At 65.8% G+C, this 22,274-nt stretch carries 18 protein-coding genes and 1 tRNA gene; 14 read left to right on the top strand and 5 right to left on the bottom strand.

All coding sequences use genetic code 11. The features are described 5' to 3' along the window. The first annotated feature begins 17 nt into the window (after positions 1-17). The 7 genes from WMN78_RS09835 to WMN78_RS09805 all read left to right on the top strand — a co-directional run bounded on the left by WMN78_RS09835 (position 18) and on the right by WMN78_RS09805 (position 11,044). Positions 18-1,154, top strand: coding sequence for a GuaB3 family IMP dehydrogenase-related protein (locus WMN78_RS09835; RefSeq protein WP_340533563.1), 1,137 nt, complete (start codon positions 18-20; stop codon positions 1,152-1,154). Between the two features lie 126 nt (positions 1,155-1,280). Continuing rightward, positions 1,281-3,032 (top strand): glycerol-3-phosphate dehydrogenase/oxidase, encoded by a 1,752-nt coding sequence (locus tag WMN78_RS09830; protein ID WP_340533562.1) that lies wholly within the window; start codon positions 1,281-1,283, stop codon positions 3,030-3,032. Between the two features lie 49 nt (positions 3,033-3,081). After that, positions 3,082-3,570 (top strand): PTS sugar transporter subunit IIA, encoded by a 489-nt coding sequence (locus WMN78_RS09825; protein WP_340533561.1) that lies wholly within the window; start codon positions 3,082-3,084, stop codon positions 3,568-3,570. A gap of 126 nt (positions 3,571-3,696) precedes the next feature. Continuing rightward, on the top strand, positions 3,697-4,557 hold the full coding sequence (locus tag WMN78_RS09820) for an SURF1 family protein (protein ID WP_340533560.1): 861 nt from the start codon (positions 3,697-3,699) through the stop codon (positions 4,555-4,557). Then, a complete protein-coding gene (locus WMN78_RS09815) occupies positions 4,554-5,090 on the top strand; it encodes a DUF3817 domain-containing protein (RefSeq protein WP_340533559.1) in 537 nt (178 codons plus the stop codon). The genes WMN78_RS09820 and WMN78_RS09815 overlap by 4 nt, the downstream gene beginning before the upstream one ends. 109 nt (positions 5,091-5,199) lie before the next feature. Then, a complete protein-coding gene (gene guaA, locus WMN78_RS09810) occupies positions 5,200-6,789 on the top strand; it encodes a glutamine-hydrolyzing GMP synthase (protein WP_340533558.1) in 1,590 nt (529 codons plus the stop codon). A gap of 130 nt (positions 6,790-6,919) precedes the next feature. Continuing rightward, a complete protein-coding gene (locus tag WMN78_RS09805) occupies positions 6,920-11,044 on the top strand; it encodes an AAA family ATPase (protein ID WP_340533557.1) in 4,125 nt (1,374 codons plus the stop codon). A 70-nt stretch (positions 11,045-11,114) separates the two neighbouring features. On the opposite strand, the gene cpaB is transcribed toward WMN78_RS09805, so the two are convergent. From cpaB to WMN78_RS09790, 3 genes are all read right to left on the bottom strand, one after another. Further along, positions 11,115-11,843, bottom strand: coding sequence for a Flp pilus assembly protein CpaB (cpaB, locus tag WMN78_RS09800; RefSeq protein WP_340533556.1), 729 nt, complete (start codon positions 11,841-11,843; stop codon positions 11,115-11,117). Positions 11,844-11,953: 110 nt separating this feature from the next. Then, on the bottom strand, positions 11,954-12,193 hold the full coding sequence (locus tag WMN78_RS09795) for an FmdB family zinc ribbon protein (protein WP_340533555.1): 240 nt from the start codon (positions 12,191-12,193) through the stop codon (positions 11,954-11,956). A gap of 136 nt (positions 12,194-12,329) precedes the next feature. Continuing rightward, positions 12,330-12,926 carry a 5-formyltetrahydrofolate cyclo-ligase gene (locus WMN78_RS09790; RefSeq protein ID WP_340533554.1) on the bottom strand — a complete coding sequence of 199 codons (597 nt, stop codon included), beginning with the start codon at positions 12,924-12,926 and terminating at the stop codon, positions 12,330-12,332. 110 nt (positions 12,927-13,036) lie between these two features. Between WMN78_RS09790 and galU the strand changes: the two genes are divergently transcribed. From galU to WMN78_RS09760, 6 genes are all read left to right on the top strand, one after another. Next, on the top strand, positions 13,037-13,960 hold the full coding sequence (gene galU, locus WMN78_RS09785; RefSeq protein ID WP_340533553.1) for a UTP--glucose-1-phosphate uridylyltransferase GalU: 924 nt from the start codon (positions 13,037-13,039) through the stop codon (positions 13,958-13,960). A 6-nt stretch (positions 13,961-13,966) separates the two neighbouring features. Beyond that, the gene (locus tag WMN78_RS09780) at positions 13,967-14,584 is read left to right on the top strand and encodes a GNAT family protein (protein ID WP_340533552.1); all 618 of its coding nucleotides are present in this window, start codon (positions 13,967-13,969) and stop codon (positions 14,582-14,584) included. 139 nt (positions 14,585-14,723) lie between these two features. Beyond that, entirely contained in the window at positions 14,724-15,689 is a 966-nt protein-coding gene (locus WMN78_RS09775) for a hypothetical protein (RefSeq protein WP_340533551.1), read from the top strand. Between the two features lie 125 nt (positions 15,690-15,814). Continuing rightward, positions 15,815-15,887: transfer RNA gene (locus tag WMN78_RS09770), tRNA-Ala, on the top strand. 100 nt (positions 15,888-15,987) lie between these two features. Next, complete coding sequence (locus WMN78_RS09765; RefSeq protein ID WP_340533550.1) at positions 15,988-17,580, top strand: ABC-F family ATP-binding cassette domain-containing protein; 1,593 nt, start codon at positions 15,988-15,990, stop codon at positions 17,578-17,580. A 249-nt stretch (positions 17,581-17,829) separates the two neighbouring features. After that, positions 17,830-18,582 carry a S1 family peptidase gene (locus tag WMN78_RS09760; RefSeq protein ID WP_340533549.1) on the top strand — a complete coding sequence of 251 codons (753 nt, stop codon included), beginning with the start codon at positions 17,830-17,832 and terminating at the stop codon, positions 18,580-18,582. Here WMN78_RS09760 and WMN78_RS09755 read toward each other — a convergent pair. Next, the gene (locus WMN78_RS09755; RefSeq protein ID WP_340533548.1) at positions 18,563-18,934 is read right to left on the bottom strand and encodes a hypothetical protein; all 372 of its coding nucleotides are present in this window, start codon (positions 18,932-18,934) and stop codon (positions 18,563-18,565) included. The two genes, WMN78_RS09760 and WMN78_RS09755, sit on opposite strands and share 20 nt — an antisense overlap. A gap of 157 nt (positions 18,935-19,091) precedes the next feature. Here WMN78_RS09755 and WMN78_RS09750 point away from each other — a divergent pair, with 157 nt between their 5' ends. Beyond that, a complete protein-coding gene (locus tag WMN78_RS09750) occupies positions 19,092-21,764 on the top strand; it encodes a PEP/pyruvate-binding domain-containing protein (protein ID WP_340533547.1) in 2,673 nt (890 codons plus the stop codon). Here the strand turns inward: WMN78_RS09750 and zapE are convergent. Further along, positions 21,761-22,270 carry an AFG1/ZapE family ATPase gene (gene zapE / locus WMN78_RS09745; RefSeq protein WP_340533546.1) on the bottom strand — a complete coding sequence of 170 codons (510 nt, stop codon included), beginning with the start codon at positions 22,268-22,270 and terminating at the stop codon, positions 21,761-21,763. The genes WMN78_RS09750 and zapE overlap by 4 nt on opposite strands. Positions 22,271-22,274: the final 4 nt, after the last annotated feature.

Genomic DNA, 22,274 nt, shown 5'->3' with positions numbered 1-22,274 from the left:
TCAAGTAAAGTGGTCACGTGACTTATGAGATTGAGATTGGCCGTGGCAAGCGTGGGCGTCGTGCCTACTCCCTGGATGACATCGCGATCGTCCCCAACCGTCGTACGCGTGATCCCAAGGACGTTTCGGTCTCGTGGCAGATAGATGCCTACAAGTTCGACATGCCGGTCATTGCGGCGCCCATGGATTCGGCGATGTCGCCCGGGACTGCCATCGCACTGGGACGCCTCGGCGGCTTGGGCGTGCTGGACCTGGAAGGGCTGTGGACCCGGTACGAGGACCCCCAGTCGGTGCTTGACCAGATCGGGGCGTTGGAGGACGAGACCAACAGCCCTGCCGTCACCCGGCGGATGCAGGAGCTCTACCAGGCGCCGATCCAGCCCGAGCTGATTACGTCCCGCCTGGCCGAGATCCGTGCCGCCGGCGTGACCGTGGCCGGCTCGCTCACCCCGCAGCGCACGCAGGAGCACTACAAGACCGTCGTCGCGGCCGGCGTGGACATCTTTGTGATCCGGGGGACCACGGTTTCGGCCGAGCACGTGTCCAAGGACCATGAGCCGCTGAACCTCAAGCAGTTCATCTACGAGCTCGATGTCCCGGTGATTGTGGGCGGCGCGGCCGGTTACACCCCCGCGCTTCACCTCATGCGCACCGGCGCTGCCGGCGTGCTGGTGGGCTTCGGAGGTGGCGCCACCACCACCACCCGCCGCGCCCTGGGCATCCACTCGCCCATGGCTTCCGCCATTTCCGATGTCGCCGCGGCCCGCCGCGACTACATGGACGAGTCCGGCGGCCGTTACGTTCACGTGATTGCCGACGGCGGCATGGGATCCTCCGGCGACATCGTCAAGGCCATCGCCATGGGCGCTGACGCCGTGATGCTCGGCAGTGCGCTGGCGCGCGCCGAAGAAGCGCCGGGCAAGGGCTGGCACTGGGGCCAGGAGGCCCACCACCTGGAACTCCCGCGCGGCGACAGGGTCAACGTCGGCACTGTGGGGCCGCTCGAGGAGGTCCTCTTCGGTCCGGGCCACCACACCAACGGCACGTCCAACCTGATCGGCGCCCTCCGCCGCTCCATGGCCACCACCGGCTATTCGGACCTGAAGGAATTCCAGCGGGTCGACGTCGTCGTGTCCCCCTACTCCGGAAACTGAGGCGCCACCTCCACGACTGGGCCGGTCCCGGAACCGCCGGGACCGGCCCCAAATGAGCCCTGCCCATCCGCATGCCTAGGAAGTAGTCTGGTGAACTACGAGGTTCGATGCGGATGGAGGCGTGAAATGAACAGTTCTTCCGGTGGTTCGTCCTTTTCCCAGGGGGCACTTGGCCCCGCTGCCAGGGAAGCGTCGCTGGCGGCGCTCAAGGCAACGATGGAGCCGGGCAAGGAACTCGACATCCTCATCGTCGGCGGCGGCATCGTGGGCACCGGCGCTGCGCTGGACGCCGTGACCCGCGGCCTGAGCGTGGGCATCGTGGAGGCCAGCGACTGGGCCGCAGGCACGTCGTCACGGTCCTCCAAGCTCATTCACGGCGGGCTGCGCTACCTCGAAATGCTCGATTTCGGGCTGGTGAAGGAAGCGCTCCACGAACGCGGTCTGCTGTTGTCGGAGATCGCCCCCCACCTGGCCCGGCCCGTACCCTTCCTCTACCCGCTGACCAAGCCCTTCCTTGAACGGCCATACGTCGGGGCGGGCATTGCCCTGTACGACGTCATGTCCATTTCGAGCGGCCACCAGAGGGGCGTGCCGTTCCATAAACACCTGTCCCGCCGCGGTACATTGCGGGCTGCGCCAAGCCTGAAGGATGATGCCTTCGTTGGCTCCATCCGCTACTACGACGGCCAGGTTGACGACGCCAAGTACGTGGCCAACCTGGTCCGCACGGCCGCCTACTACGGTGCCCATGCGGTCAACCAAACGGCTGTGGTCGACTTCCTGCGCGAAGGCGAGCGGGTGGTGGGCGCCAAGGTGGTCAACCGCGAGGACGGCTCCACCTTCAGCATCCGGGCCAAGCAGGTCATCAACGCAACCGGCGTCTGGACCGACGAAACCCAGGCCATGGTGACGGACCGCGGGCAGCTGAAAGTGCGCGCCTCCAAAGGCATCCACCTCGTGGTCCCGCGCGACCGGTTCCAGTCGACGGTCGGGCTGATCCTGCGGACCGAAAAATCGGTGTTGTTCGTGATTCCGTGGGGACGGCACTGGATCATCGGCACCACGGATACAGACTGGCATCTGGACAAAGCGCACCCGGCTGCGTCCAGCAAGGACATCGACTACATCCTCGAACACGTCAACAAGGTTCTGAAGCGGCCCCTGACCAGGGAAGACGTCGAAGGCGTCTACGCGGGACTGCGTCCGCTCCTGGCTGGCGAGAACGACTCAACGGCAAAGCTTTCCCGCGAACACGTGGTGGCCCATCCGGTGCCGGGCCTTGTGGTGGTGGCTGGCGGCAAGTGGACCACCTACCGTGTGATGGCCAAGGACGCCGTCGACGAAGCAACGCGGAGCATGGACGAACGGGTTGCGCCCAGCTGCACGGATTCCATCCCGCTGCTGGGCGCCAGCGGGTTCAAGGCGGCGTGGAACCGCCGTAACCGGACCGCTGAGGAGAGCGGCGTGCATGTGGCCCGGATTGAACACCTGCTCAACCGGTACGGATCGATGGCCACGGAGGTCCTGGCTCTCGTCAAGGAAAACCCGGCCCTGGCCGAACCGCTGCCGGGGGCCGACGACTACCTCCAGGCTGAGGCAGTGTACGCAGCCACCCACGAAGGGGCGCGTCATGTACACGACGTATTGACGCGCAGAACCCGTATTTCCATCGAGTCGTGGGACCGGGGTGTGTCCGCCGTCCCGGTAGTCGCTAAGCTAATGGGGGAAATTCTTGGCTGGAGCGATGCGCAGCGCGAAAGCGAAATCAAGCACTACCTTGCCCGGGTGGAAGCCGAACGGCTGAGCCAGGAGCAGCCTGACGATGAATCTGCCGACGCCGCACGCCTGGGTGCCGAGGACATCGTCCCGTTGCGCTGACAAGGCAGATGCCTGATGCGCGCCTCCTGCCTCACTGAAGGGACAACTCTTGGCGGAACCACTGGACCGGTACGATGCCGAACTCACCACACCGGAAATGGTGATTCTTGAGCTTGATGCCAAGGACAAGGTTGACGCAGCGACCCAGCTTGCGGAACGGCTCCATGCGGCCGGGCGTATCTCGGACCTCGATGGTTTCCTGAAGCACGTCAACGCACGGGAGCACCAGCTGGCCACCGGCCTGCCCGGGGGAGTCGGGTTGCCGCACGCCCGCAGCGAGTTCGTGTCCCGGACCTCCATCGCGGTGGGCATCACCAAGTACGGAAAGGCCCTGGACTTCGGTGCTGCTGACGGGCCGGCCACGGTCATCCTGTTGATTGCGACGCCGGCAAGTTCCTTTTCGGACCACCTTGAGGTGCTTGCCACCCTGGCCCGCTCCTTGTCGAAGGAGTCGTTCCGGGAATCCCTTCGCCGGGCCTACGACCCCGAAGTGATCGCGGAGCTGATCAACTCCAGCCTGGTGTTTTTCGACCACTAACGTTTGCGGCGGACCGCTCAAAACTGCGCGAACGGACACTTGAGGCCCCGCTGCGAGGGGCCTCAAGTGTCCGTTCGCGCTCTTCGCGGTTCGTTGTTCTACACGCGGACGAAGTACGGTTAATGTGTGTTGAAAACTGCCCTCAAACCCCGCTGGATCGCAGGCCTGGTGTTTGCGATCGTCATTTCAGGGGTTTTTGTGCTGCTGAGCCAGTGGCAATTCGGCCGGTCAACCCAGCCGGAAGCACCTGTTTCGTCCGGCACCGAGGAGAGCAAGCCGCTCATCGCAGTGCTGCAGCCGGGTGATTTCTTTCACGGTTCCGTGGCGGACCAGATGGTCACCGCCAAAGGATCCTACGATCCCGAGAAGCAGGTGCTGGTTCCGGGCCGTCTTTACGACGGCGCCACGGGCTATTGGGTAGTCTCGGCGTTTGCTGTTCAGGACGCCCCCGTCCTCAGCGGCGTCGGCGCATCACCCCAGACATGGATCCCGGTGGCCCGCGGATGGGTGGCCGACGCCGCGGAAGCCGGCGCGCCGCCGTCGGGAACCATTGAACTGACCGGACGGCTCCTGCCGTCCGAGGCGCCGCTGCCGAACACCGCCCCCGAGCGGGGATTCGCCACTGCAGTGTCCGTGGCGGAACTGATCAACGTCTGGGAGGTCAGCAGCTATCCGGGGTTTGTGGCGGCAACGTCCGAGGTGGCCGGAGGCGCCGACGTCGGTGCCGCGGCCGCCGGCAGTGAGCTGAAACCCCTGCGGATCGGCCCGCAGCCCCCGGCCCAGCAGGTGAACTGGCTCAACCTCTTCTACTCCGTGGAGTGGATTGTGTTCGCCGGCTTCGCGCTTTTCATCTGGTGGCGAATGGTGAAGGACGACTACCGGCGCGACCTTGAGGACGACGACGAGGACCACGACCACGACCCGCACCAGGAAAATTCCAGCCCCTCCGGGCAATCCAGCCCTTCCGAACAAAAGGTACAGCCATGATCGATCCCAAGCCGGCCATCCAGCCACAGCCGTCCCAGACCAGCGGATCGGGCCCCAACAAATCCGGCACCGGAAAATCGGGCAAGAAGCGCAGGTTCGGCGGCACCGAAGCCCAGATCCGGTCCGCCCTGAAGTTCTATAAGGTCCTGGCATACCTCACGGGCGGGATGCTCCTGCTGCTGTGCGCCGAACTGGTTGCGCGGTATGCCTTCGGCCAGTACCTGTTCGCAGGCGGAACCAACGCGGTGACAGGCGAGCCGTTCGGCTTCGGGTTCGCCGACGCCGAGCCGCAGGGCGTGCTGGGGGGAGTGAACCTTTCGGTGGCGGTGCTGATTGTCCACGGCTGGATGTACGTCGTGTACCTGATGTCCAACTTCCGCCTGTGGTCGCTGATGCGGTGGCCGTTCGCGAAACTGATCGTCCTGGCCTTGGGCGGCGTGATTCCGTTCCTGTCCTTCTTTGTCGAGAAGAGGTTCCACGCAGAGGTGGAGGCCGAACTCGCGGCGAATCCGCAGGCATCCAAGCGCTACTGACCCTGTCGGCGCCGGCTGCAGTGTGAGATCCCTAACGACCGGGGCCGATTAAGGCCGCGGGCGGCCGCCTCAAGGTGCGACGCGGCAAGCGCCCAAGTAGTCTAGGACGGTGACTACTCCCACTGCATCCCAGACTTCCCAGAAGCCGGTGCTGGTTGTTGACTACGGTGCCCAGTACGCGCAGCTGATTGCCCGCCGCGTCCGGGAAGCAAATGTGTATTCGGAAGTGGTTCCGCATACGTACAGCACCGAGCAGCTGCTGGCCAAGAACCCCGCCGCCATCATCCTTTCGGGTGGCCCTTCCAGCGTGTATGCCGAAGGCGCACCGAAGGTGGGTGCGGACCTCTTCGAAGCCGGGATCCCCGTCTTCGGCATCTGCTACGGCTTCCAGGCGATGGCCGACGCCCTCGGTGGCACGGTAGCCCAGACAGGCCTGCGCGAATACGGTGCGACGGAAGCCACCACGGTGGGGGAGGCCCGGTCCATCCTGGACGGCCTGCCGCACCACCAGAACACCTGGATGAGCCACGGCGATTCCGTCCAGGAAGCCCCGGAAGGCTTCGAAGTGCTGGCCACCACCGCCGGCGCTCCCGTGGCGGCATTCGCCAACGAGGAGAAGTGCCTCTACGGCGTGCAGTGGCACCCTGAGGTCAAGCACTCGGCGTACGGCCAGCAGGTGCTCGAGAACTTCCTGTTCAAGGGCGCCAAGCTTGAACCGAACTGGACCACGGGCAACATCCTCGAGGAACAGGTGGACCGCATCCGCAAGCAGATCGGCGACGCCAGGGTCATTTGCGGCCTGTCCGGCGGCGTTGACTCGGCAGTCGCGGCTGCCCTGGTACAGCGCGCCGTGGGCGACCAGCTGACCTGTGTGTTCGTGGACCACGGCCTGCTGCGTGAAGGCGAAGCCGAGCAGGTTGAGCGCGACTTCGTGGCAGCCACCGGCGTCAAGCTCTACGTTGCCAACGAGCAGGAGCGGTTCCAGGCGGCACTCGCCGGAGTCAGCGATCCTGAGACGAAGCGCAAGATCATTGGCCGCGAGTTCATCCGGGCGTTCGAGGAAGCCGAACTTGCCATCATCGCCGAGGCCGCAGCCCACGGTGAAAAGATCAAGTTCCTGGTCCAGGGAACGCTGTACCCGGACGTCGTCGAATCCGGCGGCGGTGAAGGTGCAGCCAACATCAAGAGCCACCACAACGTGGGCGGCCTGCCGGAAGACCTGCAGTTCGAACTCGTCGAGCCGCTGCGTGCGCTGTTCAAGGACGAGGTCCGCGCTGTCGGTGCCCAGCTGGGACTGCCGCAGGAAATCGTGGGCCGCCAGCCGTTCCCGGGCCCGGGACTCGGCATCCGCATCGTCGGCGAAGTCACCAAGGAACGCCTGGACCTGCTGCGCAAGGCCGACGCCATCGCCCGTGCCGAACTGACCGCCGCCGGCCTGGATAACGAGGTGTGGCAGATGCCCGTCGTGCTGCTGGCGGACGTCCGCAGCGTCGGCGTCCAAGGTGACGGCCGCACCTACGGCCACCCGATCGTGCTTCGTCCCGTTTCGTCCGAGGACGCCATGACCGCCGACTGGTCACGGCTTCCGTACGACCTGCTGGCGAAAATCTCCAACCGCATCACCAACGAGGTGGACGGCGTCAACCGCGTGGTGCTGGACGTGACCAGCAAGCCGCCGGGAACCATCGAGTGGGAATAGCACTTTGAGTGGCCGGTCTCAGCGATGAGGCCGGCCACTTTGTTTTTATTCCGCTAAATCCGGCTCTATTTTGGCCGCCTCCAGTGTTGCGGTCTCTCACCGGGCCCTGATTCGGGCTACGCTCGAAAGTATGCCGGTATGGTCCAGGGCGTCACGTGCAAGCGCAGAAAAGAAGGCAGTAGTGTCAGTTGGTCAAGGCCTCCCAGAGGGCTCCGAGGAGCTCAGGAAGTGGCTGTCGGGGCTTAAGCCGGTCACCGGAGCAGACACCATGCTTCGTTTTACCAAGACCCCGGAAGGCTCTATCGACCTCACGCATGCGCATCCGTCCGGATTGGCGCAGCTCATGGCGGGAAGGCGCACCCGCCTGTCCACCCTGATCCGCGATCACGCGCAGTACGTGGTGGCCGCCAGGGCTTCACGGAACCTGCGCTCCAAGATCTTCGAGCTCAGCAATGACCGCGGCATCGACGCGGGCTACTTTTCGGCCGGTACCGTGTCCTGGACGTCGGCCGTGGGCGGGAAGCCCCAGCGGGTGTCTGCGCCCGTGATGCTCACGGCCATCTCCCTGACGGTCCGTCCGGGCGAGGACGACTACGAACTCCAGCTGACGGAACAGGCACAGATCAACCCGGCCCTTATCCGGCACCTGAAAAGCATCCACGGCATTGTCTTCGACGTGAATGCCGTGACCCGGATGGCTTACAGCACGGCCCGGTTCGATCCGCAGCCCGTCCTGGACCGCCTGGGGACGCTCATCAAGCCCATCCACGGGGCCGAGGTGGAGCACAACCTGCTCGTCTCAACCTTCGCGGACCTTTCCGGGAACCTCGATGACCCGTGGATCAACCAGAACAACACCCTGGTCGCAGCCCTTGCCCGCACCGCAGCCGGCGAGGCCGTGGAGGTGGCCGAATTAGCGGAAGGCCGCTTCCAGGACATTGACCAGCGGGATCCGGCCTCCGAGCTGCTGCTCCTCGACGCCGACGCCGACCAGCAGTATGTGGTGGACGCCGTGCGTGCCGGGGACTCCCTTCTGGTCAGCAGCCCGCCGGGGACGGGACAGACCCAGACAGCCATCAACACCATCGGCACGCTGGTGGACGAAGGAAGAACCGTCCTGGTGGTGGGCGACCGCCGCGCCAGCCTCAGCGAGATCGGGGCCAGGCTTGAGACTTTGGGGCTGGAGTCCATCCTGTTTGCCCTGTCCGGTACGGCGACACCCCTGCAGCTCAAGGGACAGCTGGTGCGGGCCATTGTCCGCAACGAAAAATCGCTCCAGCCCCAGCTCGACAATCTGCACACCACGCTCGCGGAACACCGGCATGCCCTCATGGACCATGTGGCTTCGCTGCACAATGTCCGCCAGCGCTGGGGTTGCTCGCCCTATCAGGCCATGCAGTCGCTGGCTGAGCTGACGTCCATCCAGCCGGCGCCCGCCACCACGGTACGGCTGAAGCGAAGTGTCCTGGACAACATCAGGGACCGCGGGGAACTGGCCGGTCGACTTCACCGTGCGGCCGAGCTGGGCAGTTTCAGCCGGGCTTCCACGGCCAGCCCCTGGCACGGTGCGCGGCTCCTGACCCGTAAGGAAACCGAGGAGGCGCAGGAGGTCGCGCGCTCGGTTGAGAAGAACCTCCCCGTGCTCCGGAACCGCATGAACGAAGTGGCCCAGCACGCCCAGATCCGCCTCGGGGCGAGCTTCTCCGAATGGGGCGCCCAGCTCGAATTGCTGATGGCGGTCAGGGAGAGCCTGGACAAGTTCACCCCGGACATCTTCGACCGGCCCGTCCACGACCTCATCTCCGCTACCGCCACAACCCCGTGGCGCCGCGAACGGAACATCGAGATGCCGTCCATGCAGCGTTCCCGGTTGCGCCGCGTTGCTAAGGAATACGTCCGTCCCGGCGTGCACATTGCCGACCTCCACAGCTCATTGGTGCTGGTCCAGGAGCAGCGGGCGCTCTGGGCGGACTACGCGACCACGCAGCGCCACCCCGCTGTGCCGTCGGGCCTGGGTGAAGTGAATGTGATGTACCGCAGCCTGGAGCGCGAATTGGCCCAGCTGGGCGCGGCCGTGAAGCATACCGCGGCAGGCGGGGACCTCCAGCACACGCCGTACGAAGAACTGATGGAACGCCTGGAACGGCTGGTGGCCGATACCCGGACGCTCAAGACGCTTCCGGAGCGGACGCTGCTCATTGAGAACATGCGTGAGCACGGGCTCGGGGAACTCCTCACCGACCTGGCGGAACGTGAGGTGCCCGCAGAGTCGGTCGCCTCAGAGCTGGAACTTGCCTGGTGGCAGTCGGCCCTCGAAGCGATGATCAGCGGCGACGACTACCTGGCCATGTCCGACGGCGACGCCCTTCGGCAGCTGGAAGCCGAATACCGCCTGGCGGACAACGCCCACATCGCCAGTGGTTCTGCCCGGCTGCGGTGGACCCTGTCCGAGCGCTGGCGCGCCGGCATCGCCGAGAACCCACGGCAGGCGGACCTGCTCCGGAGCCTTCTGAAGGACGGCCGGGTCACCTTGGCTGCCCTCACGGCACAGGCGCCGGCCCTGGTTCCCATGCTGGTGCCCGTGTGGTCCGTGAGCCCCTACCTGATGACCGGACTGCTGCCGGCGGAGCAGAAGTTCGACGCCGTGGTCATCCTGGATGCCGAAGCAACCTCCCTGCAGGCGGTCCTTCCGGCCATCGCCCGGGCCAAACAGGTGATTGCCTTCGGCGACGACAAGATTGCAAGCCCCCGCACTTTCACCGTGGGCGTCGAGCGGCTCGCTGCCGGCGAAACGGCCCACCAGGGGGTCGAGAGCGCTTATACGGCGCTGTCTGCCGTGCTGCCCATCCGGCGGCTGACGTCGGCGTACCGGGCGGTTGACGAGGACCTCGTGCTGCAGTTGAGCAAGAGTTTCTACGACGGGCGCCTCCACAGGCTCCCTGAGGGGCAGACTGCCACTGGGCTTGACCGTGCCCTGCTCGTGGAATACCTGCCGGACGGCACCGGGCTTCCGAGCGCCGACCAGGAAGGCGTGGAATCCGCCGTCGCCGAGGTGAACCGGGTGGTGGAGCTGGTCTTTGAACATGCTCGTCTGCGGCCGCGGACTTCCCTCGCGGTGGTCACCGCCAGCCTTCGCCACGCCGCCAGGATTGGCGAGGCCATCCGGCTGCAGCTGCCCAACTACCCGCTGCTGGCAAGTTTCTTCAGCGCCGGACCCGAATCCTTCCGGGTGGTGGACCTGGAACGCGCCCAGGGACTGGTCCGCGATCACGTGATCTTCTCCCCGGGTTACGGCCGCACGCCGCACGGCCGTGCGCTCCACAACTTCGGTCCCTTGTCCGCCGAGGGCGGCCGGGCAAAATTCGCGCTGGCCATGACCCGTGCCCGACGATCCTTGCACGTGCTTACCTGCTTCAAACCGGAGGACCTGGATGTCAGCCGCCTCAGCCACGGAGCAGCAGACTTCTATGAACTGCTCAACCGCGAGATTGCCGGTAACACGGACCTGGGGACGCCGGCGTCCCGCGCAGCAGCGAGCGAGCAGGCACTTGGGGCCGACCCCCTGGTAGCCGACCTGGGGGACAGGCTGCGGGCCCGCGGGGCCAGGGTCTGGCACCAGTACGACGGTGTGATCGACGTTGCCGCGGCTGCGGATCCGGTGAATTCCATCGGCCAGGATGAAGCCGATATCCCCCGGCCTGTGGCCATCGAGTCCGACGGCACTGAGCAATACCGGCGAATGAGCGTCCGGGAACGTAGCCGGCTCCGGCCGCAGTTGCTGGAACGGCTGGGCTGGCGCTACATGCCGTTGTGGACCATCGAGGTGTTCACCGACCCGTCCGCGTGTGCTGACCGGATCGGCGGTTACCTGGGCCTGGAGAAGCCGGTTGCCGCCGGTTTCTCATCCTCCTCCCAGGCGTTCTTCGAGGATGATGTCGACAACCTGACGCTGAACAGCGCCGAGCGCGCCACCGGGACGGGTGATGGAGTCGGGGCCGGCCCCGAAGAATCGGAAGATATCAAGGAAGAAACCATGGACACAAACATCGGTGCACCTGACAGCGAAAGTGCCCCTCAGGGCGGGACGGACGATGCGGCGGCCGACAGGTCCCGGCCAGCCGCGGGGGCGGGCGTTCCGGCGGGCGTTCTGCCGAACAAGGCCTCGGAGGACGACCCGAAGCGCTGGGGTGATCACGGCTCGGACTACGACCACGATGCCTGGCTTCAGGAGCAGAAACCGCCGCACTGGGGCTGACAATCGCACCAGCCGGCCAGCCAGGCGAGCGGCCGGCCGGTCCGGCCGCGGTGCAACCGGCCCGTCGCAGCTAGCCCTGTGTTCCCACCAGCACGAAGAAGAGTTTGCCCTGGGTCGAGGAGCCTGCAAGGCGGCGCGCCTGGTCAGCATCGGCGGCGACCACTATGAGCCCCTCGGTTTCGCCGGTTCCCAGCCACTGCCCGGTTTGCCCGCCTTTTCCTGACGTCCAGAGCACGGGTACGGAAGCCGCCAGCACTTCCGATTCCGCGGCCTTACCGTAGTCGGTGCCGTTGGTCATGACGATGTTGACCAGCTGGCCGGGTGCCACAAGCTGGATCGAGGACGGATCCGCCATCCTTAGCGGCACAGCTGCCGACCCGGGAGGGGTACCCGCAAGCAGGCCGGGGCCCAGAAGCTGCGTATCCGAAAGCAGCTGGCCCTTCCGCAGCGGGGCCGCCAGCTGCTTACCTTGAAGAGCGGCGGCATCTGTGAAGGCTCCGGAGGGTATCATCCCGGGCGGAACGCTCACCGGCAATACGTCAGCACCGGACAGCGCGGTTCCCGCGGGGAGATCCCGGGCCGAGGCCAGGGCAGTGACGGTGTGGGCAGGCGCCGGTGTCAGTTGCTGGACGGTGATGCCGGCGGCAGCGCACAGCAGGAGAGCAACGACGAGGCGACGGTTGCGGTTGAGCCACGAAGCGAGGCGGCGGGCGACCGTAGGTCCTGAACGGCCGGGCCGTCCGGATCGAAAGCTTTGCCGGGGCGACGAAAGTCCGTTGGTGCGGAGGTTGGAGGGCATAGCGTCAGGCTACGGAGGCCGCACGGGGTGCGGACAGCCCGCCGTCGTCCTATGTGGACAACCAGCCTAGGCGAGGAGCCGCCCTGCGGCAGCGAAAGTGGTGTGTACGCTCAGCTGGCTGCTGCGGCAGCCGGTGCGGATGCCGGGGCAGGCGAGACGCTGCTGCCCTTGGAATCCCGCGAGTCGGTCCGGTAGAAGCCGGAACCCTTGAAGACGACGCCGACGCTGTTGAACTTCTTGCGCAGGCTACCCTCGCACTCAGGGCAGGAGGTGAGGGAGCTGTCGGTGAATGACTGCACGATCTCGAAGGCGTGGCTGCAGTCCTTGCAGGCGTATGCATACGTGGGCACTGGAAATCCTCCTCTGGGACAAACGAGCAGGTCCCGTGCTGCCTGGGCAATCCCTGCCGATTTCGTCTCGGCAGGTTCCGTCCTTTAGCAGTCGCAGGGCCTGAGTGCCAATTCTATCATCCGCAGGCGGCTGGCTTCACATAAGCTTCGTCAGGCGTGACGGCGTGACTGCAACCGGGATCTTACGGTCAAAGGGCTCTGCCGGGATGCTCCCGGCCGGCAGGACTTCGTCGTCAAACACCACGGCGGCGGCTGGCACCGGCAGTCCCTCAGCTTCCAGTCCGGCGAGGAATTTGTCGTAGTAGCCGCCGCCTTGGCCGATCCGGTTGCCGGACAGGTCGACGGCGGTGGCCGGAGCGAAGATCCCGGCCGCTTCCCGCATGGCCTCGGTGCCGTGTTGTTCCCCGACGGGCTCCTCGATGGGTGCATAGCTGCTGCGGACGAACCGGGTTGCCGGAGTCCAGTAGACCCACGAGAGAGTGCGGTCAGGTCCGCAGACCGGCAACAGCACTCGGTGCCCCATGGCGTGCAGCGCGGCAATGAGCGGCAGGGTGGGGGGCTCGAAACCCACGCCCAGGTACACGGCAAAAATGCTCCGTTCGCCGCCGGCAACCATGGTGGCCCACTGAAGTCCGTGGCGGGCGATGCCCGCACCGGCGGCCTCCAGCCCGGCAGCTGATAAAGCGGCACGCCGGAGCCGGTGGGTTGAGCGGATCTCTTCCTTCGACGGCATGAGTGCCCGTCCTTCCATAGCGGGAGGTCCTGCACGGAGCCCCGATGCAGGCCGGCCTGGGCCGAAAGTGCAATTACCCAATGTTTGGTCCCTGACGTTAGATTAGTCCAGTGACTACCACCAATACTTCCGTCCGCAAGGCTGTCATCCCTGCTGCGGGCCTCGGCACCAGGTTCCTCCCGGCCACCAAGGCCATGCCCAAGGAAATGCTGCCGGTGGTGGACAAACCGGCGATTCAGTATGTCGTCGAGGAGGCGGTCAGCGTTGGCCTCACGGACATCCTGATGATCACCGGCCGGAACAAGCGCGCCCTCGAGGACCACTTCGACAGGGTCCCTTCGCTGGAGGCCACCCTTGAAGCCAAGGGCGACACCGCCAAGCTCGAAGCGATCCAGGCTGCGAGCAACCTCGGCGACATCCACTACGTCCGCCAAGGCGACCCGATGGGCCTGGGCCACGCCGTATTGCGGGCGAGGCAGCACGTCGGCCATGAGCCCTTCGCAGTGCTGCTTGGCGATGACCTCATCGACGCACGGGACGAACTGCTCAGCAAGATGATCGAAGTACAGGCTAAGACCGGCGGCTCCGTGGTGGCGCTGATTGAAGTTGAGCCCTCCCAGATCAGCGCCTACGGCTGCGCCGACATCGATGACACCGACATGAACGGCTTTGTGCGGATCCGGAAGCTTGTGGAAAAGCCCGAGGCCGCGGAAGCGCCGTCCAACCTGGCCGTGATCGGCCGCTACGTCCTCCACCCCGCGGTTTTCGATGTCCTCGAACGAACCGAACCGGGCAGGGGCGGGGAAATCCAGCTCACCGATGCCCTTCAGGAACTTGCTGCAGGGGAGGGCGAAGGGTACGGCGTTTACGGCGTTGTGTTCCGCGGCCGTCGCTACGACACGGGCGATAAGCTCAGCTACCTCAAGGCGTGCGTCCAGCTGGCGTGCGACAGCGACGACCTCGGCCCCGGGCTGCGGGAGTGGCTGCCTGAATTCACGTCCTCCCTGGCCAAGTCCTCCTCCCTGACCAACTAACGTCCCATGCGGGGCAGTATCTGGCCGGTGACGCTGGAATGCGGAGACATTGTCCTGCGCCCCATCCGCTACCGCGACCGCAAGGAATGGATGGCGGTCCGCTCCCGCAACTCCGAGTGGCTGGCTCCTTGGGAGGCCTCCAATCCGGCACCCGGAGGGGCACTGCCGGACTACCGTCAGATGGTCAGGTCCCTCAACGCGCAGGCCGCGCAGGCCACAGCATTGCCTTTTGTGATCGCAGAACGCCGGCCGGTCCTGCGCGATCCTGCCATTGTGGGGCAGCTGACGGTGTCCTCCATCGTCTGGGGTTCGGCGATGATGGCGACGCTGGGGTACTGGGTGGACAAGTCCTGTGCCGGCCGGGGGATTGCGCCCACGGCTGTGGCCATGGCCACAGACTACTGCTTCGGCAGCCTCGGGCTGCACCGGATGGAAATCAACATCCGGCCTGAAAACGGGCCCAGTCTCCGGGTTGTGGAGAAGCTGGGCTTCCGGGACGAGGGCTACCGGCCGCGGTTCCTGCACATCAACGGGGAATGGGCGGACCACCGCTCCTTCGCCCTGACGTCCGAAGAAGTTCCGGAGGGGCTGCTGGCCAGATGGCTGAGAAGCCGCCCCGCCTGAGCTGGAGCGTGGTAGTCCGGCGCCGTCCGGGTTTACCGCGTTGTGTTTCTTGTCATAAATCCATTGATTTGCCACCCGCCCTGCGACACACCGGAGCTAATGCAAGAGCTGCCGGCTAATTGCTCATACGGTTTTGAATGTGGACTTCCCCCTTAGCAGCTCAGTGATCCTTGTTGTCGCTGTCGCGCTCTGGATTGTGTGGGTAGCCCCATATGTACTCAGGAACCGCCGGCATCAGCTCCAACCCGCAGCCGAGCTGATGTCCGATCTCAACCTTGCCGAACCCGCAACCCCCCAAGCCGGAAACGTCATGAAAATGGCCGCCCAGCAGGAGAAATCAATGGAAACCAAGCAGGCCACCGGATCCGCGCAGGCATCCCTGACACCCGCCGTCGGCCCGAAGCCGGCCAAGGCGGGTCCGGGCGCACTGAGGATCCGATACGGACGATGCGCGATCGCCCTCGTGGGGCTGGTTTCCCTGCTGACGGGGATGGTGGCCGGTGTCTTCCGTATGTTCGGTGCGGGCTCGTCCTGGCTGCCTGTGGGTGCCTTCCTGACGGCTATGGCAGCAGTCGCTTTGCTGCGGCGGCTGGCGGTACGCGACCGGCGCGCCAGGATGAATGCGGCATTCCGGGCGGCCATGACTGCCCCGCAGCGGCAGATGCGAGTTGCCGTCCCCCGTCCCAGCAGGGAACCGGCCGTGGATGCCCCGGAGAGCCCGCTTTTCGACGCGGAGGCGGGCAACAAACCGAAGATCAAACCGTTGACTGCCCAGGAACTTCGTGAAGCGGCCCTCGCCGAGGCCAAGGCCTCCGGAGACACCGCGCTCCGGACCGCCACCGCACCGGGCTCGGCAGTCAGCGTGGAATCCAGCTGGGAACCGGTCGACGTTCCCAAACCGACATACGTGGAAGCTGCCAAGGCGGAACGTGCAGCCCCGGAGCCGCTGGACCTGCCTGAAGCCCCGAAAGCCGTAGGCAAGCCGTCCCTCAAACAGGGCCAGGTTGCCGCCCCGGCTGCCGGCGCAGCGGTCCCCAAGTCCCTGACCAAGGCTCAGAGCGCCTTGAGCAACCTGGACGACGTCCTGCAGCGCCGCCGCGCCTGATGCAGGAAATGCACCCCGAAAGTGAGACATTCGAACGCTGGCTGGCGAAGCGGGCCGATAGTTTGTAGCCTAGGGACACCGGTTTGCCTGTTCCCGGAGTTACACAGAGGGAACAGCGGCGGCCCGGGGCTATAGCTCAGTTGGTAGAGCGCTTCGTTCGCATCGAAGAGGTCAGGGGTTCGAATCCCCTTAGCTCCACTGAACAAGCTCCCTGATCAGGCGCCAGCGCCGGATCAGGGAGCTTTCTCGTTGCCGGTCCGGCACACGCCCACGAACCACCCCCGAGAGGACAGCAGCAATGAGCCTTGTCCGGCTGCAAGACGTCAGCGTGCGATTCGATACCACCCGGATACTGCGCGAGGCATACTTCCGCCTGGAAGCGGGCGACAGGGTGGGACTCATCGGCAAGAACGGTTCCGGCAAGACCACGATGCTCCAGCTGATCCTTGACCGGATTACCCCGGAGTCCGGAACCGTCACGGTGGATCCCGGAACCAGGATCGGCTACTTCTCGCAGTTCTCCGAACTTAACGGGGAATCAACGATAACCGAGGTCCTCGACGGTCTGTTCTCGGAAATCAAGGCCGTCGAGGCCGAACTGGCGTCCATCGACACGGCCATCGCCGGGGACCCTGCGGGCGCAGAACTTGACAGGCTCATAGAACGCCAGGCCGCACTGTTCGAGGACATGGACCGCCTCGACGGCTGGGACTATCCCCGCCGGATTGACAAGGTCCTGACGACGCTGGGCTTCAGCGACGCCCACCGGGTGTGCGCTATCGACGCGTTGTCCGGGGGCTGGCGCAACCGGGCGGCACTGGCAAAGATCCTCCTGGAGGACCCGGACGTGCTGCTCCTCGATGAGCCCACCAACTTCCTGGACGTGGCCGGTGTCGAGTGGCTGGAAAGCTGGTTCCGGGACTTCAAGGGCGCGGCGATCATCGTTTCGCACGACCGTAAATTCCTTGACGCCGTCGTCACCAGGATCATCGAAGTGGAAAATTTCCACCTGCACGAGTACCCGGGCAACTTCGGTGAATACATTGTGCAAAAGCAGTTCCGGCTCAAATCCCTCGACCAGCAATTTGTGCACGAATCCGAGCTGCTGGCATTCGAAGCTGAAGGCATCGCTGACCGCCGCGAGGCTGCCAAGGCTGCCAGCCGCGGCCTCGGAAACCAGCTTGCAAAGATCAAGAAGTCCCGCACACCCCGGCCGGTGGACCAGATCGTCACCGAGATCTATGGCGGACTGCACGTCAAGGACGTCCTCTGCCGGGTCGAAGGGCTGGGGAAGTCCTATGGGGACAAGGCACTCTTCAAGGACCTTGGCTTCGAAATCAGGCGCGGCAACCGGATCGTCGTCCTTGGCTCCAACGGCAGCGGGAAATCGACCCTCCTGAAGGTGCTGACCGGTGAGGAAGAAGCAGACGCCGGCGTGGTCGCCTGGGCCAAGGGACCCGGCTTTGTCTCTTATAACCGGATGCTCGAGGAGCTCGACGACGCCGACACGGTTTCGCATGCAGTCAACGCCCTGCCGGACAGCCTTGCCCTCAGCGCCACCAAAAAATCAGTCAACAGGTTCCTGGCGATGTTCCAATTCTCGGAAGCGGACCTCAAACAGAAAATCGGGAACCTCTCAGGCGGCCAGAAGGCGCGCGTGGCGATGGCGCAGTGCCTGCTGTCCGGTGCGTCGGTGCTGCTGCTGGACGAACCCACCAACCACCTGGACCTGTCCAGTACCCAAGTCATGGAACGGGCCCTCATGCACTTTCCGGGGGCCGTGGTGGTGGTCAGCCACGACAGGTTCTTCAGTGAAAAGATCGCCACCCGTTACCTGGTCTTCGGCGCCGATGAGGCCGTGCCCGGCGAGGTCAAGGTGCGCGCCGCCTAACTTCTGACCGGGATACTGCCCGTCCCCCTCCGTAGTGCCTTGACGGCCGCTGGCGGGGAGGAGCACAGTTGTGATGCTGCGACTGGGCGCAGATGTGTGATCTCCGGGAACCTGGATTCGTCACGGTTCCTACACCACATCCGCTAGGCAACTATGAGGAGCAACCTCATGCGCGAAAGAATCCCCACGCAGGCCCGTCCCCGCAAGCTTGGACAAACGTCCCCTCGAACCCGGCGCAGGCGAAGCCCGGTGCCAATACTGTCGGCGCTCGTGGCAGCGGTGCTCACCGCAGCAACTGCCATGCCTGCACTTGCGGTGTTCAACGGGAGCAGGGCGGACCGAGATGACTACGCGTGGGCCGTCAGGGTGCAGTTGGCCTACCCGGAAGGAGTCGGATCCTGCACAGGGTCCCTGATCACGGAAGACACCGTCATCACGGCGGCGCACTGCATCAGCTACAACGGACGCAGCCCGTCCGCCATCGACGTGACATTCCACTACGGCCAGAGGCGCTCGGAATACACCATCGGAGTGGCCTCTGCCGTGCCCATGCCGAACTACGACCCAGCCCTGATCAAGGACGATATTGCCCTGCTCTTCCTACAGTCGGCGGTTTCCGAGCCCACCATCGAACTTGCGTCCACGCCGGCACCGCTCGGGGCAGAGGTCACCGTGGCTGGTTACGGCTGCACCGGGAACCCCTTCAACGCAGCGGCACCGTGCGATGCCCCGCGTCGGCTCTTTGAAACCCGGCTCCTGGCTGTCCCCGCGGAGGCTTGTCCGGACATCGCTGGACCCTGGCAGTTCTGCACGCATTCGCCGAACACGTCAGTCAACCGCGGCGACAGCGGCGGCCCTGTCATCTGGTCGGACGACGGCGAACAGAAGCTGGTGGGGGTAACGAATGCCATTGAGCTGCCGCCCGCCCCTGCTTACCTGAATTTATCGGCCTCGGTTCCCTACGAGCTGGACTGGATCAGGGCTACCGCCGGCTTGCGCTGACGGCCTTCACCACTCCTCGAAGTGACATTCCCACGGCACACACTACCGGGACAAGGCCCAGCAGAACGGTGAGCGTATTGGCCCGAAACACCACCTTGCCCTCCCCGTTCTTCGTGTAGGCGCCGAGCGGGAGGACGAAGCCGCCGCCCCCGCCGCCCTCCGCGGCCCCGCTAGCGCCCGCGGTGCCGGCGTCACCGCCTCCAGCGCCGGAGTCACCGCCGCCGCCGAACCCGAAGGACACCAGCGCGACAGGAACCAGTTCCTCACCGCCGATCTGCACCGGAGCACCGTACGCCCTCGCCACACCCATGTTCCTGAATGCCTCCACAAGGGAGGAAAATGCAGCAGCCATGGCACCCACACTAAGGAGCGGTACAAGGAAGCGGAAGGGCCTTTCGGCGGGACCGTGACGGAGATACCCGCCCATGGCCTGATGCGACTCCGCGTGCCAGTATGTTGTGAATCAGGGGCTGCGGGGACGCCCGGCCCCGACAGGAGGTACCGCGGTCATGGTCTACATCAATGATTTCAGCGAGGTCGGCCGGGACGACATCCCGACGGCAGGCGGCAAGGGAGCCGGGCTCGGCGAACTCGTTCGTGCGGGCCTGCCGGTACCTCCCGGGTTCCTGGTCAACACGGCAGCCTACGAGCTGTTCGTCCGGGACAACCTGCTGGCCAGGTCCATCCAGGACCATGCCGCCTTGCCGTCATCCGCCGGCACCAAGGACTACGAGGAAGCCTCGGCACGGATCCGCGGACTCTTCACCGGCGGCATCATGCCGGAAGCCGTGGCCGCCGAACTCCGTGACGCCTACCGCGGCTTGGCCACGGGCACAGGCAGTGAAGGAGCCGAAGAAGCCACCGTGGCCGTACGTTCCTCCGCCACTGCCGAAGACCTCGCTTCGGCCAGCTTCGCAGGCCAGCAGGACACGTACCTCAACGTGCACGGTGCCGATGCCCTGATGGAGGCGGTGGTCAACTGCTGGGCCTCCCTCTGGACGTCCCGCGCCATGGCCTACCGGGCACGGGAAGGCATCCGGCCGGACCAGGTCCGCCTGGCTGTGGTGGTCCAGCGAATGGTGGCCGCGGAGGCCGCGGGCGTGATGTTTACTGCCAATCCAGCCACCGGACGCCGCGACCAGATCGTGATCGCCGCTGCGTGGGGGCTGGGTGAATCCGTGGTCAGCGGAGCCGTTTCCACGGACGACATCGTCGTCGACGCAGCGACTGGGACAGTGGTATCCCGGCGGACGGCCGACAAGGAGATCATGACGGCCTACGCCGACCGGGGCACGCGCGAGGAACCCGTGCCTGCCGCCCGCCGGCATCTGCCAGTCCTGGATGACGCGGCGGCAGCAGCCCTGGCGGGTTACGGAACACGTATCTCCCGGCATTTCGGCTCCCCGCAGGACATCGAGTGGGCGCGCACCGATCGCGGATTCTTCATCCTTCAGTCACGGCCCATCACCGCCCTGCCCGAGCCGGCGGGAGAAACGCCGCGCGACTGGAGCGTGCCGTACCCGAAGGGGCTCTATTTTAGGGCGAGCATCGTGGAACAGCTTCCCGATCCGCTCTCGCCCTTGTTTGCCGACCTCATCGACGGTTCGGTGTCACGCTCACTGAATGCCCTGCTGGATGAGGCGTTCGGCAAGAGCAGCCTCCGGGACGGCGACCTGGGCCTGCCTGCCGTCAACGGGTACGCGTACTACTACTATCGGACGGCCGCGTTGTGGCGGCTCGTGGGGAAGACTCCGGCAGCTGTCCGCGCCCTTATCCGGGGCGATGCCCACATGGGAATCCAGGGCTGGCGGGATTATTCGCATCCGCGCTACGTCCACGCGGTGGAGTCCTGGTCGGCGACGCCGGTCGGAGACCTCACGGGGGAGGAGCTGCTGGAAGGAATCTCGGCCCTTCTTGATGCGGGAACGGTGTACTACACGGCAGTCCAGTCCATCATCCCGGTCGCGACGTCCAGCGAACTTGCCTTCCAGAAGTTCTACGACAAGTTTGTCCGGCAGGCCGGCGATCCGCCGGCGCCGACGTTCCTGCTCGGTTACGAAAGCGAGCCCATCCGGGCAGAAAAGGCCCTCTTTGACCTTGCCGGGTGGTCGCGAGGGATCCCGGGGCTCGCTACGGCCATCCTGGGGACGCCCACCCGATCCCTTGCCCGCGCCCAGCTATCAGGGGCGGCTCCGGCCGGGATGGATCCGGACCTGTGGCGGCAGTGGGAGCACAGGTTCCAGCTCCATTTGGACCGCTTCGGGCACACGGTCTACAACCTGGACTTCATCAACCCCGTACCCGCCGACGACCCGGCCCCGCTGATTGACACGCTGAAGTTCTACCTGCGCGGACAGGGCAACGACCCGCACCGGAGGCAGGAACTGGCAGCCGCCCGCCGCGAGGACAGCACCGCCGGAATACTGGCGCGGCTGCACCCGGCCCGCAGGGCAGCGTTCGCGCGTTTGCTCAGGTGGGCGCAGGGCCCGGCGCCGATCCGCGAGGACGCGCTCGCCGACGTCGGACTTGGCTGGCCTCTGATGCGGCGCATGCTCCACGAACTGGGACGGCGGCTGGCTGCTGCCGGGCTCGTCGCAGACCCCGGTGACGTGTTCTGGCTCCGTCATCGCGAAGTCAGCAGCGCCGTCGAATTCGGCCTCGCCGCAGTGAGCAGTCCGGCGGCGATCACGGGGGCCGGCAAGCCGGTGCTGGCGGAGGTGGTTGACGGGCGGAAGCTGCGCTGGCGGGGCCAGCGCAACGCCACTGCGCCGCAAATGCTGCCGGAGATCCGGTGGCTGCAGCGCTCACTCGCCGGGATGATGCCGGGAGGGTCGCAGGACCAGCAGGGGAACGTCATCAAGGGCGTGGCGGCGAGCCAGGGGCGGATCACTGCTCCGGCCCGCGTGTTGTCCGGTCCGGAGGACTTCTCCCGGATGCAGCCGGGGGAGGTGCTGGTGGCCCGTATCACCACGCCTGCCTGGACCCCGCTGTTCGCCATGGCCTCGGCCGTGGTCACGGATGTTGGCGGTCCGCTCAGCCACGGCTCCATCGTGGCCAGGGAATACGGCATCCCGGCAGTTCTAGGCACCGGGGTGGCAACCCGCCGGATCTCGAGCGGACAGCAGGTGGAGGTCGACGGCGGCGCCGGCACCGTGACCCTCGTTCAGTCCGGACGGGATTAGCTTCCGGACGAATGCCCGGCCGGGAGTTCCTCGTCCGACTCCACACGGAGCAGCAGGGAGAGGGGGCTTTCGGCGCCGAAGTCCGGAAGCGCAGCGCCGACGAGGAACAGGGTCACGTCCGATTCAAACAGCAGGTCCACCACCGCCAGGAACCGCGTCCATTCCACAGAATGCTGCCCTTCCGGACCGCCGGCAGTGGCCGGGGCAGGGACGCCGTCCACCACCCACTCCCTGTACCGGGCGGCCAGGGAGGCGAAGTCCCCGGCAGCAGCCGGGCAGTCCGTAAGTTCCTGGAAGCCGGTCCACAACAGATCACCTTCGGCGCTTTTCACGTCGAGTGGCTCGCCGGCCACCTCCACGGTCCGCCGCTGGCCCGGTGCCGGAAAGAACAGACCGAACGTGCCCAACTGCCGGGCTGTGCCAGGGACCAGGATCCGGCCGGGCCGGGAAGCGGGTTGCGGGGCGCCAGCCCATGGCTGCCGGCCGCCAGCGGATGAAGCGGTCATCCCC

It is taken from the genome of Arthrobacter oryzae (assembly GCF_037911235.1).
Taxonomy (GTDB): domain Bacteria; phylum Actinomycetota; class Actinomycetes; order Actinomycetales; family Micrococcaceae; genus Arthrobacter; species Arthrobacter oryzae_E.
Note: the sequence above shows the minus strand (reverse complement) of the source record. Positions and strands in the feature narration are given on the sequence as shown.

What these genes read in the sequence shown, in the direction of transcription:
- WMN78_RS09830 (WP_340533562.1), top strand. Translation starts at nt 1,281, where the DNA reads ATGAACAGTTCTTCCGGTGGTTCGTCCTTTTCCCAGGGGGCACTTGGC.
- WMN78_RS09815 (WP_340533559.1), top strand. Translation starts at nt 4,554, where the DNA reads ATGATCGATCCCAAGCCGGCCATCCAGCCACAGCCGTCCCAGACCAGC.
- WMN78_RS09805 (WP_340533557.1), top strand. Translation starts at nt 6,920, where the DNA reads ATGCCGGTATGGTCCAGGGCGTCACGTGCAAGCGCAGAAAAGAAGGCA.
- cpaB (WP_340533556.1), bottom strand. Translation starts at nt 11,843, where the DNA reads ATGCCCTCCAACCTCCGCACCAACGGACTTTCGTCGCCCCGGCAAAGC.
- WMN78_RS09790 (WP_340533554.1), bottom strand. Translation starts at nt 12,926, where the DNA reads ATGCCGTCGAAGGAAGAGATCCGCTCAACCCACCGGCTCCGGCGTGCC.
- WMN78_RS09780 (WP_340533552.1), top strand. Translation starts at nt 13,967, where the DNA reads ATGCGGGGCAGTATCTGGCCGGTGACGCTGGAATGCGGAGACATTGTC.
- WMN78_RS09765 (WP_340533550.1), top strand. Translation starts at nt 15,988, where the DNA reads ATGAGCCTTGTCCGGCTGCAAGACGTCAGCGTGCGATTCGATACCACC.
- WMN78_RS09755 (WP_340533548.1), bottom strand. Translation starts at nt 18,934, where the DNA reads ATGGCTGCTGCATTTTCCTCCCTTGTGGAGGCATTCAGGAACATGGGT.
- WMN78_RS09750 (WP_340533547.1), top strand. Translation starts at nt 19,092, where the DNA reads ATGGTCTACATCAATGATTTCAGCGAGGTCGGCCGGGACGACATCCCG.
- zapE (WP_340533546.1), bottom strand. Translation starts at nt 22,270, where the DNA reads ATGACCGCTTCATCCGCTGGCGGCCGGCAGCCATGGGCTGGCGCCCCG.